General features: G+C 35.8%; 18 protein-coding genes. 15 read left to right on the top strand and 3 right to left on the bottom strand.

The genetic code is table 11. The annotated features are described in order from the left end of the window. The first annotated feature begins 236 nt into the window (after positions 1-236). Positions 237-662, top strand: a complete 426-nt coding sequence (gene mntR, locus ACTXGU_RS02430) for a transcriptional regulator MntR (RefSeq protein ID WP_443479904.1) — start codon at positions 237-239, stop codon at positions 660-662. 75 nt (positions 663-737) lie between these two features. On the opposite strand, the gene ACTXGU_RS02425 is transcribed toward mntR, so the two are convergent. After that, positions 738-953, bottom strand: coding sequence for a DUF3892 domain-containing protein (locus tag ACTXGU_RS02425; RefSeq protein ID WP_443479903.1), 216 nt, complete (start codon positions 951-953; stop codon positions 738-740). Between the two features lie 821 nt (positions 954-1774). Between ACTXGU_RS02425 and ACTXGU_RS02420 the strand changes: the two genes are divergently transcribed. Beyond that, on the top strand, positions 1775-2470 hold the full coding sequence (locus ACTXGU_RS02420; protein WP_443479902.1) for an AIM24 family protein: 696 nt from the start codon (positions 1775-1777) through the stop codon (positions 2468-2470). Between the two features lie 178 nt (positions 2471-2648). Here the strand turns inward: ACTXGU_RS02420 and metA are convergent, their stop codons facing one another. Next, positions 2649-3557 (bottom strand): homoserine O-acetyltransferase MetA, encoded by a 909-nt coding sequence (metA, locus tag ACTXGU_RS02415; protein ID WP_443479901.1) that lies wholly within the window; start codon positions 3555-3557, stop codon positions 2649-2651. Positions 3558-4075: 518 nt separating this feature from the next. On the opposite strand from metA, the gene ACTXGU_RS02410 reads away from it, so the two are divergent. Together ACTXGU_RS02410 and ACTXGU_RS02405 are read left to right on the top strand one after the other, a co-directional pair. Further along, a complete protein-coding gene (locus ACTXGU_RS02410) occupies positions 4076-5764 on the top strand; it encodes a formate--tetrahydrofolate ligase (RefSeq protein WP_443479900.1) in 1689 nt (562 codons plus the stop codon). Between the two features lie 256 nt (positions 5765-6020). After that, positions 6021-6560 (top strand): hypothetical protein, encoded by a 540-nt coding sequence (locus tag ACTXGU_RS02405; protein WP_443479899.1) that lies wholly within the window; start codon positions 6021-6023, stop codon positions 6558-6560. Between the two features lie 133 nt (positions 6561-6693). On the opposite strand, the gene ACTXGU_RS02400 is transcribed toward ACTXGU_RS02405, so the two are convergent. Next, the gene (locus tag ACTXGU_RS02400; protein WP_443479898.1) at positions 6694-7257 is read right to left on the bottom strand and encodes a MerR family transcriptional regulator; all 564 of its coding nucleotides are present in this window, start codon (positions 7255-7257) and stop codon (positions 6694-6696) included. 580 nt (positions 7258-7837) lie between these two features. Between ACTXGU_RS02400 and ACTXGU_RS02395 the strand changes: the two genes are divergently transcribed. From ACTXGU_RS02395 to ACTXGU_RS02345, 11 genes are all read left to right on the top strand, one after another. Further along, positions 7838-8695, top strand: coding sequence for an amidohydrolase family protein (locus ACTXGU_RS02395; protein ID WP_443479897.1), 858 nt, complete (start codon positions 7838-7840; stop codon positions 8693-8695). Positions 8696-8853: 158 nt separating this feature from the next. Continuing rightward, complete coding sequence (locus tag ACTXGU_RS02390; RefSeq protein WP_443479896.1) at positions 8854-9510, top strand: HD domain-containing protein; 657 nt, start codon at positions 8854-8856, stop codon at positions 9508-9510. Continuing rightward, entirely contained in the window at positions 9491-11392 is a 1902-nt protein-coding gene (locus tag ACTXGU_RS02385; protein ID WP_443479895.1) for an ABC-F family ATP-binding cassette domain-containing protein, read from the top strand. Before ACTXGU_RS02390 ends, ACTXGU_RS02385 begins: the two co-directional genes overlap by 20 nt. 51 nt (positions 11393-11443) lie before the next feature. Next, positions 11444-12568 carry a conserved virulence factor C family protein gene (locus ACTXGU_RS02380; protein WP_443479894.1) on the top strand — a complete coding sequence of 375 codons (1125 nt, stop codon included), beginning with the start codon at positions 11444-11446 and terminating at the stop codon, positions 12566-12568. 99 nt (positions 12569-12667) lie between these two features. After that, a complete protein-coding gene (locus tag ACTXGU_RS02375; protein ID WP_443479893.1) occupies positions 12668-13102 on the top strand; it encodes a BrxA/BrxB family bacilliredoxin in 435 nt (144 codons plus the stop codon). A 577-nt stretch (positions 13103-13679) separates the two neighbouring features. Then, positions 13680-14468: a class I SAM-dependent methyltransferase gene (locus ACTXGU_RS02370; RefSeq protein WP_443479892.1), complete on the top strand. Its 789-nt coding sequence runs from the start codon at positions 13680-13682 to the stop codon at positions 14466-14468. Between the two features lie 443 nt (positions 14469-14911). Further along, positions 14912-15499 (top strand): YpjP family protein, encoded by a 588-nt coding sequence (locus tag ACTXGU_RS02365; RefSeq protein WP_443479891.1) that lies wholly within the window; start codon positions 14912-14914, stop codon positions 15497-15499. 85 nt (positions 15500-15584) lie between these two features. After that, positions 15585-16166, top strand: coding sequence for a TerD family protein (locus tag ACTXGU_RS02360; protein ID WP_443479890.1), 582 nt, complete (start codon positions 15585-15587; stop codon positions 16164-16166). 40 nt (positions 16167-16206) lie between these two features. Then, a complete protein-coding gene (locus tag ACTXGU_RS02355) occupies positions 16207-16983 on the top strand; it encodes a TerC family protein (protein WP_443479889.1) in 777 nt (258 codons plus the stop codon). Positions 16984-17160: 177 nt separating this feature from the next. After that, the gene (locus tag ACTXGU_RS02350) at positions 17161-18360 is read left to right on the top strand and encodes an HpcH/HpaI aldolase/citrate lyase family protein (RefSeq protein ID WP_443479888.1); all 1200 of its coding nucleotides are present in this window, start codon (positions 17161-17163) and stop codon (positions 18358-18360) included. Further along, positions 18299-19669 carry a phosphoribosyltransferase family protein gene (locus tag ACTXGU_RS02345; protein WP_443479887.1) on the top strand — a complete coding sequence of 457 codons (1371 nt, stop codon included), beginning with the start codon at positions 18299-18301 and terminating at the stop codon, positions 19667-19669. The genes ACTXGU_RS02350 and ACTXGU_RS02345 overlap by 62 nt, the downstream gene beginning before the upstream one ends.

The following is a 19669-nucleotide window of genomic DNA, read 5'->3' as shown; positions in this document are numbered from 1 at the left end:
AAACTTTAGGCTGATTGAAAACGTTTGTATTTCGAGGCGTGAAGCCTTGGGAGGAGCGGCGGGCAACAGGATGTTGGTCAGAACGACGTCGTCACAGGACGTGACGTACTTAGTCGTTCATCCTCTTTTACCTGGTAATGAGCATCCGAGCAAGGCGAACAACGAAGAAATCGAGCGTTTCTCAACAGCCTGAGAATCAAAGCAAGTGTATTGTGATAGGAGGGCTACTTTCCAACATGCCAACACCTAGTATGGAAGACTATATTGAACAAATTTATAAATTAATTGAAGAAAAAGGATATGCGCGTGTTTCTGATATTGCAGAAGCATTATCTGTCCATCCATCGTCTGTAACAAAAATGGTTCAGAAGCTTGATAAAGACGGCTATCTTGTTTATGAAAAATATCGAGGATTAATTTTAACTTCAAAAGGAAAAAAAATCGGCAAAAGATTAGTATATCGCCATGAATTATTAGAGCAGCTATTACGAATTATTGGTGTTAAAGAAGAAAACATCTATCACGATGTCGAAGGAATAGAACATCATTTAAGCTGGGATGCCATTGACCGTGTAGGAGATTTGGTTCAATATTTTGAAGAGGACGAATCGAGAATTCAAGCATTAACCATTATTCAGCAAAAAAATGAAGAAATAGAATAAAGACTAAGAGACTATACTCTCAAAAAAGGATAAAAACAACGGTTCTTTTTTGAGCGTATAGTCTCTTAGCATTCATCATAATGAATAAATTAACGGGTAATCATCAAATGAATTTTCAAAATATGCTTGCAGTCCGTTTTGTTCCTGATTTTCCGTAATTGTTACCCCATCAATTATGCCATTTTCCACGTCCAATAATGCTTTTCTATACGAGATAACTCTTCCACCAGAAGTTTTAAAACTAATAATTTGTCCATTTTGATTTCTTTCTACCGCAACAAGCTGCTCCATCTATTTTTCCTCCCTTTCTTTTATCACGCCAATAGTATTTACAAAAGCTCATCATTTAAACAAAAAACTAGGCTGTTTTCGTATAGATTGTTGCATTTAAACGCGCAGCCTGAATACACTTCGTCCGTTTAGCGAGCGTCGAGCCTCCTCGTCGCATACGCTGAGGTCACTGAAAAAGTGAATGCTTTAAAATATAGGTAGTGACAATCCAAGCAACGAAGAAGTTTTCGTTCGGTTTTCCGAGGCTTACCACACGCTTTCCGCGGGGCGAGCGCCGAGCCGCTTCGTCGCTACGCTCCTGCAGGGTCTCGCCTGTCTCGCTAATCCCGCAGGAGTCGTGCGGACGCCTCTCCTAACCAAAATGATGGTCGTTTTCAAACTCTCTATACCATTTTTACCCTAATAAAATTAAGTGTTTCACTTATAATTTATCTAATAAAACACTTTTTCAGTGCCATCGCATACGCTCCTGTGGGGTCTCGTCTTTCTCGCATTCCCACAGGAGTCTACGTGTATTCAGTCTGCTGAGTACTTCTTCTCCCATTACTTTACGTAAAAAACAACAAACTTTGAGAAAACAGCCAAAAACCATTTTATAGTTGTTTTTGTCGATAAATGATTATTTTTTCAATCTATGCTAAAAAATGAAACTTTTATACAAATGTAACGTAATTTATGTAAATAAAGTTTCCAGTAAGCATTTGTTAAAAATGGTTTCTATTTAACATATGATTTATTGGGAGAAAATTGCATACATAAAGGACAAAAAATGACTATAACCAGCCGGGAATAAATACAAAAATAGTAAGGAGAGATATTTAATGGGAAGATATTCATTACAGGATTTTGTTGCACAAACGGAACAAAAAGATAAAGGCGAAGGATTATTTGAATTAGAAACACCAAGAATGCTTGAAATTAACTTATCCGACCAAATATGGGCAAAAGCAGGAAGCATGGTTTCCTACAGAGGCAATATAAAGTTTACAAGAGAAGGTGTTTTTGAACATGGACTTGGGAAAATGTTTAAAAAAGCGTTAACAGGTGAAGGTGCTTCTTTAATGAAAGCAAATGGACGTGGTACATTATATGTTGCCGATCAAGGGAAAAAAATATCGATCCTGCGATTGCAAAATGAATCTTTATACGTAAACGGCAATGATTTATTAGCTTTTGAACCAAGCATCAACTGGGACATTAAATTAATGAAAAGAATTGCCGGTATGATGTCAGGTGGTTTATTTAATATTCATTTATCAGGTCAAGGTATGATCGCTATCACCTCCCATTATGAACCGCTAACATTAAAAGTAACTCCAGACAGTCCTGTTTTTACGGATCCAAACGCAACGGTTGCCTGGTCAGGCAATTTACAGCCAGAATTTGTGACGGATATATCTTTAAAAACTTTTTTTGGAAGAGGAAGCGGCGAATCTATTCAAATGAAGTTTACTGGAGAAGGGTTTGTTGTCGTGCAGCCATTTGAGGAAGTTTATTATTCTGAAAACAAAAGTTAAAGAGAATAAAAGAAAAACCAGCAACCTACGAAGGCGTGCTGGTTAAAAATGTTTTAAAGGCGGCGCGAGCGGAGCCATTCCAAAACTTAGGTAGAATAAAAAACAAACTACAAAACACGATTGTTTATTTTTTCAATAAAGCTGGCGAAGCTCCGTCACCTTTTCCATAAAGGTTCTTTCATTTCCAATCATAAGGCGTTTGTTGGTACACAAAGTAGTTTAACCAATTAGAAAATAGTAAATATGCATGGGAACGCCAGCTGTTTAATGGTTTTTCATTCGGATCATCATTTGGAAAATAATCAATTGGAAGATCAGTATCGAGTCCTTTTGCTTGATCACGCGTATACTCATCTGCAAGTGTACAAGAATCATATTCTAAATGACCAGTTACCATAATTTGTTTTCCATTATTTCCGCTTATGATGAATGCTCCAGCCTCTTCCGATGCAGACAGTAATTTTAAATCAGGATGGTTCATTATTTCTTCCATTTGTACATCAGTATGGCGGGAGTGTGGTGCTAAATAATTGTCATCAAATCCTCTTAATAACTTGTCTGATGGGTCTAATAAATAATGAGAGAAGACACCATAGCATTTTTTATCCAATTCATATTTATGAATATCGAAATGATAATACAAGGCTGCTTGTGCTCCCCAACATAAATGAAGAGTCGATGTTACATTGTTTTTTGACCATTCCATAATATCTGTTAGCTCTTTCCAATACTGAACATCTTCAAATTTTAATAATTCAATTGGCGCTCCTGTAATAATCATTCCATCATATTTATTATTTTTTATTTGTTCAAAGCTTGTATAAAACTGTTCTAAATGATATGGACTTGTGTTCTTTGATTCATAGGAAGCTGTTCGTAAAAAAGAGATATTTAGTTGTAAAGGGGTATTTCCTAATAATCGTAAAATTTGGACTTCTGTTTTTTGTTTTTCTGGCATTAAATTAAGAATTAGTATATTTAAAGGACGAATATCTTGTGTATTCGCACGGTTTTCATCCATAATAAAAATATTTTCTTCTTCTAATATTTCGCGTGCTGGCAGAAGATATGGGATCTTAATTGGCATAAAAAAGCCTCCTTTTTTGCAATGTTATAACTGTTTATACAGTAGTTGTTTCTTATGAAAAATGGTAAATAAAGAAGAAATAAGTATAATTTATTTTGTCTACTATTTTCTTATAAAAGGTTAAGAAAATACAAAAAGTAAAATGTGACATAGCTAATTATAAGATTAGTTATCCATCCTCGCAACGTTTAATCTTTAGAAATTTGGAAAAATAGGAAATAGTATATTTCAGGCTGTCGACAAACGCTCGATTTCTTCGTTGTTCGCCTTGCTCGGATGCTCATTACCCAACCACGGTAACTCCACTCCTCCCAAGGCTTCACGCCTCGAAATACAAACGTTTTCGATCAGCCTGAAGTTTCTGCAAAAATCATTTTGTCTACACTCTGATAGTATATTTTTCATGTGTTATAAAAGGGAAATAAATATTTCTAAAAAAGGAACATTTTGTTGACATTATTTCTTTTTATATCGTTATTTTGTACAATGGAAGCATCATAATAGCAGGAGGACCTTACATGCAGCAAAAAGTAACCATTAAATCAGACATTGAAATCGCACAACAGGCAGAAATGAGGCCTATTGTACATATTGCAAACAAAATAAATTTAACAGAAGAAGATATAGAGCTTTATGGTAAATATAAAGCAAAAATTACATCTGAAAAATTAGCACAATTAAAAACGCATAAGTCAGGAAAAATAATTCTAGTAACTGCTATTAATCCAACACCTGCCGGAGAAGGAAAATCCACTGTAACAGTAGGGTTAGGTGATGCCCTGCAAAAATTAAATAAAAAAGTAATCATTGCAATGAGGGAACCTTCTTTAGGGCCAACAATGGGCATAAAAGGAGGAGCAGCCGGAGGAGGATATGCACAAGTTTTGCCAATGGAAGATATCAACCTTCATTTTACAGGTGATTTGCATGCTATTACAACAGCAAATAATGCATTAGCAGCACTAATTGATAATCATATCCATCAAGGAAATGCATTAAATATAGATCAAAGAAGAATTGTATGGAAGCGTGCAGTTGATTTAAATGACCGGGCACTTCGTAAAGTAGTTATCGGATTGGGAGGGCCTTTACAAGGAATTCCAAGGGAAGATGGCTTCGATATTACGGTTGCATCAGAGATCATGGCTGTTTTATGTTTAGCTTCAGATATCGATGATTTAAAGCTGCGACTTGCACGAATGGTTGTTGCATATGACACAAATAAAAATCCCATTACGGTCGGTAATTTAAAAGTGGAGGGTGCCTTAACGTTATTATTAAAAGATGCGATTAAACCAAATCTTGTGCAAACGCTTGAGCATACGCCAGCGATTATTCACGGCGGTCCATTTGCCAACATTGCTCATGGATGCAACAGTGTAATAGCAACAACAGCCGCTTCTAAATTAGCAGACTATGTTGTAACCGAAGCAGGATTTGGGGCAGATTTAGGTGCAGAAAAGTTTTTAAATATAAAAGCAAGAAATGAAGAGATAAACCCAGAAATAGTTGTCATTGTGGCTACATTGCGTGCATTAAAAATGCATGGAGGCGTTTCTAAAAGTGAGTTGGCTGCTGAAAATATCGATGCTATAAAGAAAGGGTTTGCAAATTTGCAAAAACATATTGATAGCATTAAACAATTCGGTTTGCCATTTGTTGTTGCCATTAATCGATTTTATACAGATACGGAAAATGAAATTAATGTATTAAAACAACTATGTGAACAAGAAAATATCCCGGTAGCCTTAACAGAAGTTTGGGAAAAAGGAGGGGCAGGCGGAATAGAGCTTGCAGAAAAAGTATTGCAATTAATGGATGAAAATAAACAGGACTTTCACCACTTATATGAGGTGGAAGCATCTATTGAGGAAAAAATCACTACTATTGCTACATGTATCTATGGGGCGAAAAGTGTGGAATTTTCTTCAAAAGCGAAAAAGCAAATCTTAGATTTTGATCGATATGGATGGAGGAATTTGCCGATTTGTATGGCAAAAACACAATATTCTTTATCGGATGACCCTTCTCTGTTAGGAAGACCTGAACAGTTTTCAATTGTGGTTCGAGAATTAAAGCCATCAATAGGAGCAGGTTTTCTTGTCGCATTAACAGGGGATGTAATGACAATGCCTGGTTTACCGAAACAGCCCGCTGCATTAAATATGGATGTGGATAAAGCAGGTAAGGCGATCGGTTTATTTTAATGAAGAAAGAAAAATAGATTGATGTCCAGTTTCAGGGCTGAGCAAGGCGCTTCCACTTTTCATTGTCTAGTTTCGACGTACAGGATGTACTAGTGCCGATGTTGCCACAGGACGTGGCGCTTTTAATCGGCCAGCGCCTAGCCCTTGTGAAAAATAATCCTTTGCCTCTAAAAGTAAAAAGCACTTTTTGAGGCAAACGAACATTTTTCTTCAGGGCTGAGCAAGGCGCTTCCACTTTTCTTAGAAAGGATATTTTATGTTTGATCCGACAGCGTTTGATAATTTGAAAACTGTGATGGAAGGTGCTTTTTATGATAGAGATTTAGATGGAAGGATTACGATATTGGATCGTAATGATCTTCTTAACAGCAGCAAACTTTCTAGAGAGTTTTCGATTACTTTTTCGTTAAGTAACCAACAAAATGCTAGAATGACTTTTTCCTTACAAGCAAACCTTGCTAATTTAGCGGCAGAACTGTTACCGAAAGTGATGAATGAGAAGGAGATTGGCTGTTATATGGCGATCCATCTTGTGGTATGTCATCGGAATGAAAAAAATGTTTTTCTATCATTAGAAGAGATGCTGAAAAGAATTTGGGGCAATGAACGTAAAATTAAGCAAGAAATAAGACTAAATCCTTTTTCAATGGATAATAAACTGGAAAATCATCTTACTATTCTTTTTAATCGCATCATTACAGAAGAACAAATAGATGATTTAGTTATGATGGTTGACTACATGGAAGCAACTTTACAGCAAATAATAAAAAATAAAGAGATGCTGTCTATTACATAGCAGCGACTTTTTTGCCAAATTTTCTTATCATATAGCAGAAAAGTAAAAAAGAGGATCGGTTAATTGCCAGACAATTTACTGATCCTCTTTTATTAATGGTTTAATTGTTTACGCCACTCTGCGCACTTGAAGTTTACCGAAACGAAAATAACCGCAAAAATGCTGGTTTATTGGAACTAGATTCGTCGTGAGCTGGTTGACTTGTCATAGAAGAATTCATGCTTTTTTCGCTGCTGTTATCCAATAGCGCGGAGATATGCTCTTTTTGATGTTGAATAAACTGCTGCTGTTCATCAATATGCTCTTGTTGTTTTTTTAATTGCTGTACTAATACTTGATTAAAATTGACTTGCAGTTCAAGTTTTTCTTTGATGTTTTGTATATCTTGTTGAATTTTTTCCGTCGTATCCGATTGAGGTGGTATAGACGGCTGCTCAGAGGAAGAAAGCTTTTCTGCAATCTGACTTAAGGAAAGGTTTTCTTCTGTTCTTAATTTTTGAACTTTTATGAGCATATCTATACCTTCTTCATCAAAATATCTGTAGCCATGATTCCCGATAATCGTTGGAATAAAAGACTTTAATTCTCTTAACCAGTTTCTAACAACTCCAGGACTTTCGTTAATATAATCTGCTGCTTCTTTTACACTTAAGGCTTTTGTCTCATTTGATTCAACGGTATTCATTATTTCATTCATGGTAACAGCACCCTTCTTAATTTGAATTGTAAAAATTAGCACCAAAAACAAGAGAGACAGAATACTAATTCTCAGGCTGTTGAAAAACGTTCGCTCTCTTCGTCACTCCCCGTTTTTTGCGGTGCTCATTACCAGGTAAAAGAGGATGAACGACTAAGTACGTCACGTCCTGTGACAACGTCGTTCTGACCAACGTCCTGTTGCTCGCCGCTCCTCAAAAAGGGTCGTTCCTCGATAGACAAACGTTTTCATTCAGCCTGAAAGTTTGCGGTCTTACTTTTTCGAAACTCTGAGAATACTAAATTCTTTATATTATTAGTTTCGGTAAAAGCAAAAAAATTCCTTTAGCGAGCTTTGTCTAGTTTTGTTGAGATAGTTCTATTTTTGACTTATAGAGGATATTCAAAAAGGCACCAAATGATAAGCGGCGAATCTCTTCGTTGGCTTGTTTCTAATTTTTTACCTTTTTGAACACACACTTATACGAAAATTAAATAATAAAACAAAGGAATGATGTTGCTTCTTTATGTTTGAACGAGATAAGATAAAGAGGAAAAGAATGAAATGAAAAGGAGCAGTTATGAAAATAATTGATGCACATATTCACTTTTCCAACATCAAATCATTTCAGCATACAGCAGCCAATCTTTCCAAAGTAGACTACAGTTATGAAGGTTTAATTGCAGAAATGAAGGAAGCGAATATTGTTTTAGCTATCGGAATGGGTGTAACAGAAACAGCAAATATCGGTTTTCCGGATAACGAGGCAAAAACTCCAATGGGGTTGGATTTACATCCAAGCATACCCGATCAGGTTGTTTATTGTGCTGGCATTAATCCATATGATATGGGAAAAGATGCGGTCGAAAAATTAGAAAAAGAAATTCAAAAAGATTATGTAGTAGGCATAAAAATTTATTTAGGCTATTATCCATTTTATGCATATGATGAGGTATATGAACCAGTTTATCAACTGGCAGAAAAGTATAGACTGCCTGTGGTTTTCCATACTGGTGATACGTATTCAGAAAGAGGACTGTTAAAATACTCCCATCCTCTTACGATTGATGAAGTTGCAGTGAAACATCGAAATGTCAACTTTATGATGGCCCATTTTGGCGACCCATGGACATTAACAGCTGCTGAAATCATTTATAAAAATGCCAATGTGTATGCAGATTTATCCGGTTTAATTGTCGGAACAAAAAAAGAACTCAATCAAGCACAGGAAGGTATCTTTTTTAATCATTTAAAACATGCCCTAGTGTATTCTAATTCCTATCATAAATTATTATTTGGCACAGACTGGCCTCTTGCCCCTTTTCATGAATACAAGGAATTTGTAAAAAACTACATTCCAGCAGAATATCATGAAGATGTTTTTTATCGAACCGCAATAAAAATATTTCCAAAGATAAAAAAGTTTTTACCAGAGTAACAAGCGAAAAGAAAAAATATTGAATCATCATCGACTAAACAGATTCCTTATTCTGTTTAGTCTTTTTAATATAACTCAAGATTTGTCGTTCTATGTTTGTTTTATCCCTTTCATGATACAATATGGACGTTAATATAAAGATTGGAGTTCTAATGTAAATGACGATAATTGCAGAAACAGAACAATTTGTAAAACAAAAAATGGGAAATGATGCTTCTGGTCACGATTGGTACCATATAGACCGAGTTAGAAAAGCATCTTTATATATTGGGAAAAAAGAGAACAACGGAAATCCGTTTATTATTGAAATGGCAGCATTGCTTCATGATGTTGCTGATATCAAGTTAAACAATACAAAAGAAGAGGGACAAAATAACTTATTAGCTTTTTTACATACACTTCCTATTAAAGAAGAAGACAAAGACCATATTCTTGCTGCAATAAAGTCTGTTTCTTATAATGGAGGTCATGGCATTCCGCCAGCGACTATTGAAGCAAAAATTGTTCAAGATGCAGACCGTTTAGATGCAATTGGCGCCATTGGCATTGCAAGAACATTTGCTTATGGAGGAAAAAAAGGCCAGCTAATGTATGATCCTGCTGTTTCCGTTAGACAAGAGCTTACTGAAGCAGAATACCGAAACGGCAAATCAACATCTGTTCATCACTTTTATGAAAAATTATTAAAGCTAAAATCTTTATTACATACAACAACAGCAAAAAACATAGCCGATGAGAGACATCAATTCATGGAATTATTTTTACGAGAATTTTATAAAGAATGGAATGGGAATTATGAAGAGTATTTCGATTGAAAATTTAACAAAAACATATGGAGAAAAAGAGCTTTTTCAAAATATCTCGTTTGCAATCAGCGAAAAAGAACGGGTTGGGTTAATAGGAATAAACGGTACTGGGAAATCCTCATTGCTTAAAATTGTAGCAGGCATTGATTTGCCAGATGACGGCGAAATAATTGCGCCAAAAGATTATCGAATTGCCTATTCAGCTCAAAGTCCAGAAGTAAATCCAGAAATGACGGTTTTAGACCAAGTGTATGAAAGTGATGCACCCGTCTTAACGTTAATTAGAGATTATGAAGCATTGCTGTTGCAGTTAAACACCTATCCAGAGGATGCTTCTTTACATGAAAAATTGTTTGACGTGCAAAAAAAAATCGATGCGTTAAACGGCTGGGACGTTCACACAAATACAAAAACGATTTTAACAAAGCTTGGCATCGAAAATGTGGATAAAAAAGTGGAAGAGCTTTCTGGCGGACAAAAAAAGAGAATAGCGCTCGCTCAAGTGTTAATTCAAAATCCTGACTTGCTGATTTTAGACGAACCAACAAACCATTTAGACTTTGAAGCAGTGAAATGGCTCGAAGATTATTTAGGCAGGTTTCATGGTGCACTACTTTTAGTTACACATGACCGGTATTTTTTAGATGCTGTCACTAATCGCATGTTTGAATTAGATGGAGGCAACCTATACAGCTATAAAGGGAATTATTCGGAATTTTTGCAAGCAAAAGCAATAAGAGAAGAAAATGAAGCGGCAACACTTGATAAACAAAAAAACTTATTCAGAAGAGAACTAGAATGGATAAGACGAGGGGCAAAAGCACGCTCCACAAAACAGAAAGCAAGAATACAACGTTTTGACCAGTTGGATGAAAAGCTTTCATCCGTACAAACAAAAGAAAAGCTTGATATTTCATTAAAAGGAAGCCGCCTAGGAAAACAAGTGTTTGAATTAGTTGATGCAAACAAAAAATATGCAGATACAAAGATTCTCGATCATTTTCATTTATTAGTGAAGCCTGGAGACAGAATTGGAATTATTGGGAAAAATGGTGCTGGAAAGTCTACGCTATTAAATATTTTAGCGGGAAAAATCCCTTTAGATTCCGGTGAGTATAGGATAGGTCAAACAGTAAAAGTTGCTTATTATACACAAGAAAATGAAGAGATGGATTTGTCGAAAAGGATGATTGAATATTTAAAAGAAACAGCGGAAGTCATTCAAACATCAGATGGCAAAACAATATCTGCTGCACAAATGCTGGAACGATTTCTTTTTCCAATGCATACCCATGGCACGATTATCAGCAAACTTTCTGGCGGTGAAAGAAGAAGACTGTACTTACTGAAAATCTTGATGGGTGAACCAAATGTTTTATTATTAGACGAACCAACAAACGATTTAGATACGCAAACATTAATGGTGCTCGAAGATTATTTAGATGATTTCGAAGGTGTTGTGATTACGGTTTCTCATGACCGCTATTTCTTAGATAAAGTGGCAGAGCAATTGTTAATCGTAAAAGGCAATGGCGTGATTGATTCGTATTATGGTAATTATTCCGAGTTTCTAGAAGCAGAAAAAAGAAATGAACAAACAGAAATGGAAAAAGTAAAAAAAGAAAAACAAATGGAAACACCTGCTCTTCCAAAATCAAAAAAAGTAAAACTTAGTTATAATGAACAACGTGAATGGGCCACAATTGATGATGATATTGAAAAAGTGGAAGCAAGAATTACCGAAATTGATGGGGAATTGGAACAAGCAGGCAGTGATTTTGAAAAAGCAAATAATCTTCTAAAAGAGGCAGAAGAGCTAAACGAAAAGTTAGAATATTTAATTGAGAGATGGAGTTATCTATCAGAAATTGCGGAAAAGCAAGGATTATAATATGTTTATACTATGATAAGATGAAAAATATAGTATATGAGGGGGATTATAGTGAGAATTATTTCTATTGAACCAACACCTAGTCCAAATACGATGAAAATAAATTTGGATGAAGAACTGCCGATGGGAAAAAGCAATAATTATAAACAAGAAAACAAAGAAGATGCACCTGAAATAATTCGCACGATTTTATCGATTGAAGGAATCAAAGGGGTATATCATGTTGCTGATTTTTTAGCAGTTGAAAGAAATGCTCGATTTGATTGGAAGGATCTGCTTGCACAAGTTCGACATGCTTTTGGAGAAGAGGCAGAAGAATTATTAGCTGACAATAAAGCAAATGATCATTTTGGTGAAATAAAAGTATTTGTCCAAATGTATAAAGGAATTCCGATGCAGATTAAACTGTCAGACGGCGAGGAAGAAAAACGATACGGGCTGCCGGACCAATTCATGAAAGCTGTAACAGAGGTAAGAATGCCTAATGATAATGTCGTAACAAGCAGAAGGTGGAAAGAATTTGGTGTTCGATACGGTGAGTTTGACGAAATCGGAAATGTGATGGTAGAAGAGCTGCTGGCAGCATATCCCGACAACAGAATAGAAAGTTTAGTAAAACTGGCAAAAAATCCAGAAACATCGGATGAAACAAAAATAATTCGTCAAAAGACGAAACTTACATTAGAGGATCTAGATCATCCAGATTGGAAAATCCGCTATCAAAAGCTAGAACAAAGTGAAGACCCTACAGTTGATGATATTCCTGTTTTAACAAAGGCTTTAGACGATGAAAAGCCGTCTATTCGCAGGTTAGCAACTGTTTATTTAGGCATGATTGAAGATAAAAACGTATTGCCGTCTCTTTATAAAGCTTTAAAGGATAAAACGATTACCGTAAGAAGAACAGCAGGAGATTGTTTATCCGATTTAGGTTTTCCTGAAGCAATGCCTGAAATGATGCAAGCTTTAAGCGACTCAAGCAAGCTAGTGAGATGGCGGGCAGCAATGTATCTTTATGAAGTAGGAGATGAACGGGCATTAGCAGCATTAAAAGACCATGAAAATGATCCAGAGTTTGAAGTCAGTTTACAAATTAAACTAGCGATCGAGAGAATCGAACTAGGAGAGGAAGCAAAAGGTTCTGTTTGGAAACAGATGACAGAAGCAAGAAAATAAGTATCTAATGATAAAGCGAGATAAGCCCGTAAAATTGCAAAAGGTTTTTATTATATAGTATGATGAATGCAAAAGTAGTATTTAAAGGAGGAAAAAATAATGTCAATGGCATATGAAGAATATATGAAACAAATGGTGAAACCAATGAGAGCAGAATTAGTGCAAGCAGGTTTTAAAGAGTTAACAACGGAAGAGGAAGTAGAAAGCTTTATCGAAACAAGCAACGGTACTACACTAGTTGTCGTAAATTCTGTTTGTGGATGTGCAGCAGGACTTGCTAGACCTGCTGCAACACAAGCGGTTTTAGTTTCCGAGAAAAAACCTGATCATCTTGTTACGGTATTTGCTGGTCAGGATAAGGAAGCAACGGCAAAAATGCGTGAATTTTTTGGTGACATCGAGCCATCGTCCCCTTCAATGGCAGTAATAAAAGACAATAAAGTCGTTCATTTTATTCATCGCTACGATATTGAAGGAAATTCAATGGAAGCCATTATGGAAAACTTAGTATCCGCGTTTGAGTTATATTGCTAAACGATACAAAAGTTATTAAATAATCATGCATTTTAATGGTCGAAAAGAACATCTTCCGTATAGATGTTCTTTCAGAGTGTAGACAAACCAATTTTTGCAGAAACTTCAGGCTGATTGAAAACGTTTGTCTTTCGAGGCGTGAAGCCTTGGGAGGAGCGGCGGGCAACAGGATGTTGGTCAGAACGACGTTGTCACAGGACGTGACGTACTTAGTCGTTCATCCTCTTTTACCTGGTAATGAGCATCCGAGTAAGGCGAACAACGAAGAAAGCAAGCGTTTGTCGACAGCCTGAAAGAACATCTCTCGTAAAAGGTGTTCTTTTCGTGTATAAAAAGGCTGTTTTCTCAAAGTTTGTTGTTTTTTACGTAAAAAAATGGGAGAAGAAGTACTCAGCAGACCGAATACGCGTAGACTCCTGTGGGAATGCGAGAAAGACGAGACCCCACAGGAGCGTATGCGACGAGGTGGCTCGACGCTCGCCCACGGAAAGCGAAGTGTATTCGGGCTGCGCGTTTAAAAGCAACAATCTATACGAAAACAGCCATAAAAAAAGAGCAGCTAACCAGGAGTAATAAGATGATTGTAACAACGGCAGGAAGAACAGATGCCAATATGATATCACTAGCAAAAGAAATTGCAGAAGAACTGCAATTTCTATATATAGAGCGAACGAAAAAATCTGTAGATAAGTTAAAAAAAGAATACAACGATGATGTATTAGTAATTGGAAAAAATCGTTATGAATTATTTATAAAAGATTCGCAGCAACCATTTTTCTTCCATCCTAATTCGGCTGTATTTCGTATCAAAAGAATACAAAAAAAGGAACATGATCCCTTTGCAGAAGCAACTAATATTAGAAAAGGAAGCTCCTTTTTAGATTGTACCGTTGGCTTAGGATCTGACAGCATTGTTGCAAGTTATGTTACGGGAAAAGAAGGAAGAACAGAAGGGAACGAAGCAAGCAAGGTCCTTTCATTTTTAGTGAAGAAAGGTCTGCATGCATGGAAAACAGATTCAGAGAATATAAACGATGCCATGCAAAGAATAACGGTGAATAACCGTTTAGCATTATCAGACTTAAAGTCAAGAAAAGAAGGTAGTGTTGATTGCGTTTATTTTGATCCGATGTTTGAAACGGAAATTTTATCTTCTGATGGGATTAATCCACTGCGCAAGCTTGCGGTTTACGATGATTTGACAAAAGAGACAGTGGAAGAGGCTATAAGAGTTGCTAAAGATAGAGTCGTATTAAAGGATCATTTTCGAAGTAAGCGATTTGAACAATTTGGTTTTTCTGTACTGAAAAGAAAATCAGCCAAATTTCATTATGGAATTATTTTGAAAAATGCTAATGTTCACTAATGAATGGTAGCATAGTTAATCATTCATCTTCTTAGGCTGTTTCCTCAAAGTTTGTTAAAAATGGGAGAAGAAGTACTCAGCAGACGGAATACACGTAGACTCCTGTGGGAATGCGAGAAAGACGAGACCCCACAGGAGCGTATGCGACGAGGAGGCTCGACGCTCGCCCACGGAAAGCGAAGTGTATGCAGGCTGCGATTTTATAAGCAACAATCTATACGGAAACAGCCTCTTCTTAAAAAGATTGCAATAATTTTACATAAAAAGGCTTCCGTTATACATATACATAATTCTATCATTAAAAGCAAAATGGTAGATAGGTGATAAAAATTTATTATATAATGATAGGGTCAAATTATATGATAAAAGAAATATTGCAAGGCATGTAAAACATTACATGATATTGTTAACTGAAGCAAGATGGTTTGAAAGCGAGGTGTTTTATGCCTAACTGGATTCGAAAAAGTCTTGTTGTCTTTGTTTCGATTTTAACTTTTGGACTTGTTTCTCCAACGCCTTCTTCGATTTATAACGCTAATAATAATGACAAGAAGCCGACAGATGAAAGAGAAGCTCCTGTATCAACAGAAGATTTAAATGTACAAAACGTTGATGTAGACAGGATAAGTGAAAGAGATCGGTTTTTATTGAAAATGATGCAAGAGGCGGAGACACAAAGCTATACAAAATTCGGCAGTAAAATTAAGCCGGCTATAGAAGATGAATTTCGTGTTGCCATTCTTCCTAATATGGAAAAAGCGATTAAAGAAGTAACGAGTATTTATCCAGAAGAAGATTTAAGTGCATTAGCCGTTACGGAATTTCCTAGTGCTGGAAATTCAGAGAAAATATTTCATATTAGGAAAGAAGGGAAAGACATCATTCGTTTCCATGTAAGACGGGATCGCCCCCCACAAGAGGGATATTGGTTTAATTTTCATTATCATACGTATCATGACGATTTTCACTCCCATTATTATTTAGGGGAAATATATTGGGATAAAAATACTCCACCTAAATGGATGAGTTAGTATATCATTATTTTTAAAAATACTGAAACTTTTATTGAAAATGAACGTAGATAAGATATTCTAAAGATTTTTGGAGGTATGAATCATGGCAATCAGTTTATCAAAAGGTCAAAAAGTAGATTTAACAAAAGGTAATCCAGGACTAACAAAAGTTGTTGTCGGAGTTGGCTGGGATGTAAATAAGTACGATGGAGGTAAAGATTTCGATCTAGATTCTTCCGTGTTTTTATTAGGAGACAATGGAAAAGTAACATCTGAACAAGATTTTGTTTTTTATAATAATGCGACAGGTGCGAATGGTGCTGTTGTTCATTCAGGTGATAACCGCACTGGTGCTGGTGATGGGGATGATGAGCAAATTATTGTTGACCTTCAAGCAGTGCCTAATGAAATTAAACGCATTACTTTTACTATTACAATCCATGATGGAGAGGCTAGAAACCAAAACTTTGGGCAAGTTTCCAATTCATATGTTCGTATCTTAAACGAGCAAAATAACGAAGAACTAATTCGCTATGATTTAGGAGAAGATTTCTCCATTGAAACAGCACTTGTGGTTGGGGAATTATATCGTCATAATAATGAATGGAAATTTAGTGCAATCGGCAGTGGCTATCAAGGCGGTTTAGCTGCTCTTGCAACAGATTTTGGTTTACAAGTTGGTTAATAAACAGTAAATTGCAAGCAAACAGGAGGAACAGATTAGAATGGGGATTTTTGAAAGTTTTATCCATACGTATTCCCAGTTTTTTGACTGGGGAATGTGGGGGAGAGTTTTATCAGATCCAGTAAGCTGGGGATTGATTGGCACGTTAGTTATTTTAGAAGGTTTATTATCTGCAGATAATGCGCTTGTTCTTGCAGTAATGGTCAAACACTTACCGCCGGAAAAAAGAAAAAAAGCATTATTTTACGGCTTATTAGGAGCTTATATATTCCGTTTTATTGCGATCGGAATCGGTGTAATTTTAATAAAGCTATGGTGGGTAAAAGTACTAGGGGCTGCTTATTTAGCGTATCTTGCCATCAAGTACTTTATTGATAAACGGAAAGAAAACAGTCCAGAAGAAGATGCGGAAGAAGAACATGGCATCAATAAAGGTGGACTATTGCTTCGTCTGTTTGGAACATTTTGGGGTACTGTTATTTCGGTAGAATTAATGGATATTGCCTTCTCTGTAGATAGTGTGCTGGCAGCATTTGGGGTAAGTAATGAGGTATGGGTATTGCTAATAGGCGGTATGTTAGGGGTATTAATGATGCGTGGAGTTGCAGGCGTGTTTTTAAAATTAATCGACCGTATACCTGAATTAGAAGGAACTGCCTATATTTTAATTCTTATCATTTCCGTTAAAATGTTTTTAGGTGTATTCCATATCCATATTAGCCACATAGTCTTCTTTGGCATTTTATTGATTGCATTTGCGGCAACATTTGTTGTTCATGCTATGAATAAAAAGAAAGAGCAGCAAAAGGAAGTATAATGATTTTTATAGAAAGGGTTCAGACATCGGTCCGTTCCCTTTCTTTCTCTAATTTGCAACGAAAAAGATTAAGCTGATACCACAAGAAAAACTCTCCAGTATAAATCCTCTTTTTTAACTGTTTCCCTGTACGAAAATGAAAAGTGATGAAAAACATAAAAGATTGGGGCCAACAGGATGAAATTATTCTCCGATTTAACGGAAAAACAAATAGAACGTCTATTTTATAAAGCACCAGAAGAATTATCCACTGCTTCGGATAAAGAACTGCTAGCCTATGCATTGGCATCTACTTTATATATGCCTGCTACAAGACCAACTATTTATCAAGATCTTTTAAACAAAAAACATCCTTCTTTGACTTCCATGGTTATTTGTTTAGAAGATTCTATTGGGGATCACGAAGTGGAATCAGCGGAAAAAAAACTAGTGGAAGAGCTAATAAAAATAAAGGAAGGGATAGATGCTGGCAAAGTGATAAAAAATGAACTTCCTTTACTATTTATACGAATTCGCTCGGTTGAACAGTTTTTAAGAATGAAGACATCATTAATAAGTTGTCTCGACTTATTAACAGGTATTGTTATCCCAAAATTTGATGCAGCCATTGGCAGGATTATTTTAAAAGAATTAAAGCTTCACAATCATAGTGGCAATGTATTATATGCGATGCCTATTCTTGAAACAAAAAAAATTATCGAAAAAGAAACGAGGCTGGCAGAGCTTTTATCCATCAAAGAAGTGTTGGATCAATATAAAGAATTGATTTTAAATGTTAGAATCGGAGCTACAGACTTTTGCGGATTATACGGAATTCGCCGAAATACTGATACGACCGTTTACGACGTCGCGATCATCCGGGATTGTATTAGTGACATTGTCAACGTTTTTCTTAGAGCGGACACCCCTTATGTTGTTTCTGGCCCTGTTTGGGAATATTTTTCTGCAAAAGAACGAATGCTGATTCCACAGTTAAGGGAAACTCCTTTTCGCAAACGATACGGTAAAGCAGGGATGAAAATGCGGACACAATTAATTGATAAGCATATGGATGGCTTAATTCGTGAAGTGTTAATGGATATTACTAATGGATTAACTGGAAAAACGATCATTCATCCTACCCATATTAAACCAGTACAAGCATTAAATGTTGTATCTTATGAAGAGTATTATGATGCTTGTAATATTGTAGACAGTAATAATGGAGAAATTGGTGTCATGAAAAGCAGTTTTTCCAATAAAATGAATGAAATTAAACCCCATTATTATTGGGCGCAGAAAATACTATTAAAATCAAAAGTGTACGGGGTGTTTCATGAAGAATTTACATACATTGACTTACTTAAACAAGAAAATTTTGCTGCCAATAATCGATGAATTGAAAATGGAAATAGAAATAGAGGAAAATCCATTTCAGCTGCCGATTGAAGATTTTTTTAGTATGGCAGCGAGAATAAATAAGAAACGGTCTTTTTTATTTGTCAGCAAACTATTAGGAAAGCATATTCCAATAGATCCGAAAACAGGATTGCTAACAGGTTTTTTGCTTGCGGCTCGATATGTAGAAGTTATGACGGAAAAAAAGTCTTTGAAACGTGCAGAGCTATTAAATTATTATCCCCATTTTTTATCCGACTTTAAAGATACTTCCTTTGTAAATAAAGAGATATCTTCACCTGTCATTATTGGGTTTGCAGAAACAGCTACTGCTCTTGGACATAGTTTTTATCAAGCATTTAAAGATGCCGCTTTTTTTCATACAACAAGGGAAAATGTGAATGAAGTTTCATCGGTTATTTCTTTCGAGGAAGAGCATTCCCATGCCACGTCCCATCGTTGTTATGTTGATGAGTCATTGTTACATAATAACAGAGAAGTTATTTTAGTGGATGATGAATTAACAACCGGCAATACGGCAATAAATATTATCCGAGCGATTCAAAAAAAGTATCCGCGCAAAAAATATACGGTCGTTTCCATCCTTGACTGGAGATCAGCTGAACAGGAAAAAGCAATGGCAGAACTTGAAGAAGAGTTGGGCATTAACGTCCATTTTGTCAGCTTGCTAAAAGGTACTTTTAAGCTTCATGAAGGCAATGGCTATTCCCTAACTCATTCCTCTGCTAAAACACATAGTGAGTGGCAAGATCATGCGATTCAAATAGAATATGTTGATCTTACTGAATTTACTGCTGATAGAATCATTCCTTTTACATCGTGCACCTGTTCGGGTGAACGAAATACTTGTCATTATTTACTAGATACAGGACGGTTTGGGATAGAAACAAACCAAACAGATGACCAGTGGATAAAAAAGGCAGGATACTATCTATCTTCCAAAAAAAAGGCAGAAAAAACGCTAATTGTCGGGACAGGTGAATTTATGTATATTCCGATGAAAATAGCAAGTTATATGGGCGAAAATATTTATTATCAGTCGACTACTAGAAGTCCCATCTATGCAAATGATGAAGCGCATTATGGCGTAAAAACTGCTTTTACGTTTCCGAATCCAGAAGATCAGCACATCGTCAATCATTTATATAATTTAGAAGCTCATCCATATGAAGAAGTTTTTATCCTTTTTGAAAGAAAAGTAGATTCAGATAAAATCCAGCAGTTAATAAACATTTTTAAAGAAACTTCTATTAAAAAAATAAATATTGTTTATTGCTTTGGAGGGTGA

Source organism: Niallia sp. 01092, assembly GCF_052318935.1.
Taxonomy (GTDB): Bacteria; Bacillota; Bacilli; order Bacillales; family Cytobacillaceae; genus Niallia.
Note: the sequence above shows the minus strand (reverse complement) of the source record. Positions and strands in the feature narration are given on the sequence as shown.

What these genes read in the sequence shown, in the direction of transcription:
- mntR (WP_443479904.1), top strand. Translation starts at nt 237, where the DNA reads ATGCCAACACCTAGTATGGAAGACTATATTGAACAAATTTATAAATTA.
- ACTXGU_RS02425 (WP_443479903.1), bottom strand. Translation starts at nt 953, where the DNA reads ATGGAGCAGCTTGTTGCGGTAGAAAGAAATCAAAATGGACAAATTATT.
- ACTXGU_RS02420 (WP_443479902.1), top strand. Translation starts at nt 1,775, where the DNA reads ATGGGAAGATATTCATTACAGGATTTTGTTGCACAAACGGAACAAAAA.
- metA (WP_443479901.1), bottom strand. Translation starts at nt 3,557, where the DNA reads ATGCCAATTAAGATCCCATATCTTCTGCCAGCACGCGAAATATTAGAA.
- ACTXGU_RS02410 (WP_443479900.1), top strand. Translation starts at nt 4,076, where the DNA reads ATGCAGCAAAAAGTAACCATTAAATCAGACATTGAAATCGCACAACAG.
- ACTXGU_RS02405 (WP_443479899.1), top strand. Translation starts at nt 6,021, where the DNA reads ATGTTTGATCCGACAGCGTTTGATAATTTGAAAACTGTGATGGAAGGT.
- ACTXGU_RS02400 (WP_443479898.1), bottom strand. Translation starts at nt 7,257, where the DNA reads ATGAATGAAATAATGAATACCGTTGAATCAAATGAGACAAAAGCCTTA.
- ACTXGU_RS02395 (WP_443479897.1), top strand. Translation starts at nt 7,838, where the DNA reads ATGAAAATAATTGATGCACATATTCACTTTTCCAACATCAAATCATTT.
- ACTXGU_RS02390 (WP_443479896.1), top strand. Translation starts at nt 8,854, where the DNA reads ATGACGATAATTGCAGAAACAGAACAATTTGTAAAACAAAAAATGGGA.
- ACTXGU_RS02385 (WP_443479895.1), top strand. Translation starts at nt 9,491, where the DNA reads ATGAAGAGTATTTCGATTGAAAATTTAACAAAAACATATGGAGAAAAA.
- ACTXGU_RS02375 (WP_443479893.1), top strand. Translation starts at nt 12,668, where the DNA reads ATGTCAATGGCATATGAAGAATATATGAAACAAATGGTGAAACCAATG.
- ACTXGU_RS02370 (WP_443479892.1), top strand. Translation starts at nt 13,680, where the DNA reads ATGATTGTAACAACGGCAGGAAGAACAGATGCCAATATGATATCACTA.
- ACTXGU_RS02365 (WP_443479891.1), top strand. Translation starts at nt 14,912, where the DNA reads ATGCCTAACTGGATTCGAAAAAGTCTTGTTGTCTTTGTTTCGATTTTA.
- ACTXGU_RS02360 (WP_443479890.1), top strand. Translation starts at nt 15,585, where the DNA reads ATGGCAATCAGTTTATCAAAAGGTCAAAAAGTAGATTTAACAAAAGGT.
- ACTXGU_RS02355 (WP_443479889.1), top strand. Translation starts at nt 16,207, where the DNA reads ATGGGGATTTTTGAAAGTTTTATCCATACGTATTCCCAGTTTTTTGAC.
- ACTXGU_RS02350 (WP_443479888.1), top strand. Translation starts at nt 17,161, where the DNA reads ATGAAATTATTCTCCGATTTAACGGAAAAACAAATAGAACGTCTATTT.
- ACTXGU_RS02345 (WP_443479887.1), top strand. Translation starts at nt 18,299, where the DNA reads ATGAAGAATTTACATACATTGACTTACTTAAACAAGAAAATTTTGCTG.